Below are 1,042 nucleotides of genomic sequence, written 5' to 3'. Positions count from 1 at the left end.
CGAAGCCCAGCATGAGTTGGTCAGTGCCGTGGGAGCCGTTGGCGCCGTTCCCGCCCGCACCTCCTACACCGCCGACGGTAAGACCGGCAGCGTGCCCACCAGCGGCGGCAACGGCGGCACCGGCGGAAGAGGAGCCGACGCCCCAGTCGCCGGCCTCTCGGGCTCCGTTGGCGGCGCGGGCGGCAACGGTGGCCTCGTCGGCAACGGCGGCAACGGCGGCGCCGGCGGAAGCGGAGGAACGGGTACGCCGGGCACTCCGTCGGCGGGCGCCGGTATGGACGGTGGCGGCGGAGGGAACGGCGGGGCCGCCCGAGCCCGGGTCGCCTCCGTCGCCGCCCCTGCCGCCGACACCACCGTTGACAAAGACATTGCCGTCGGCGCCGGTACCCCCGTTACCGGCAATTCCGCCGGTGCCGCCGCTGCCACCGACCCCGCCAACGCCGAGGCTGCCCAACTGAGCACTTCCACCGGCCCCGCCGTCGCCACCAGCCCCGCCGTCACCGCCACTGCCGCCAGTTTGGCCGTCGGCAAAGGCTGAGCCGCCCTGACCGCCGTTACCGCCGTTGCCGCCAGCACCACCGGCACCGCCGTTGCCGGCCTTGGATCCGCCGTCGCCGCCCGCGCCGCCGTGTCCACCGGCCCCGCCGACAAGGCCATTGCAGGCGCTGGGGCCCGAGGAACCAGCAGTGCCCGGGGCTCCGTTGCCACCCTTGCCGCCGGCCCCGCCGTTTCCGTATCTGCCGCCATCGCCGCCGTCCCCGCCAGCGCTGCCGTCGCCGCCGAGCGCGACCGAGGCGTGGGCTCCATTGCCGCCGTCACCGCCGTTACCGCCGCTGGTGGGCGTGCTGCCGGCCGCACCGTGGGCGGCAAAAGCACCGCCTCCGCTGTGGCCGCCCGCCCCACCGACTCCGCCGAACCCGGGGTCACCGCCGTCGCCGCCCCTACCGCCAATCCCATTGTTGAAAAGCAGCGAGCCGTTGCCGCCGCGGCCGCCGTCACCGGGTGCCCCCCCACACCCCCCCGCACCCCCCCCCCCACCGGC

At 76.2% G+C, this 1,042-nt stretch carries 1 pseudogene; it reads right to left on the bottom strand.

The annotated features are described in order from the left end of the window. A pseudogene (locus BST27_RS32940) lies at window positions 1–1,042 on the bottom strand (PE family protein); the annotation flags it as partial.

This window comes from Mycobacterium intermedium (genome assembly GCF_002086275.1).
Lineage (GTDB): Bacteria > Actinomycetota > Actinomycetes > Mycobacteriales > Mycobacteriaceae > Mycobacterium > Mycobacterium intermedium.
The sequence above is the reverse complement of the archived record's forward strand: the minus strand, read 5'-3'. Positions and strand labels throughout refer to the sequence as shown.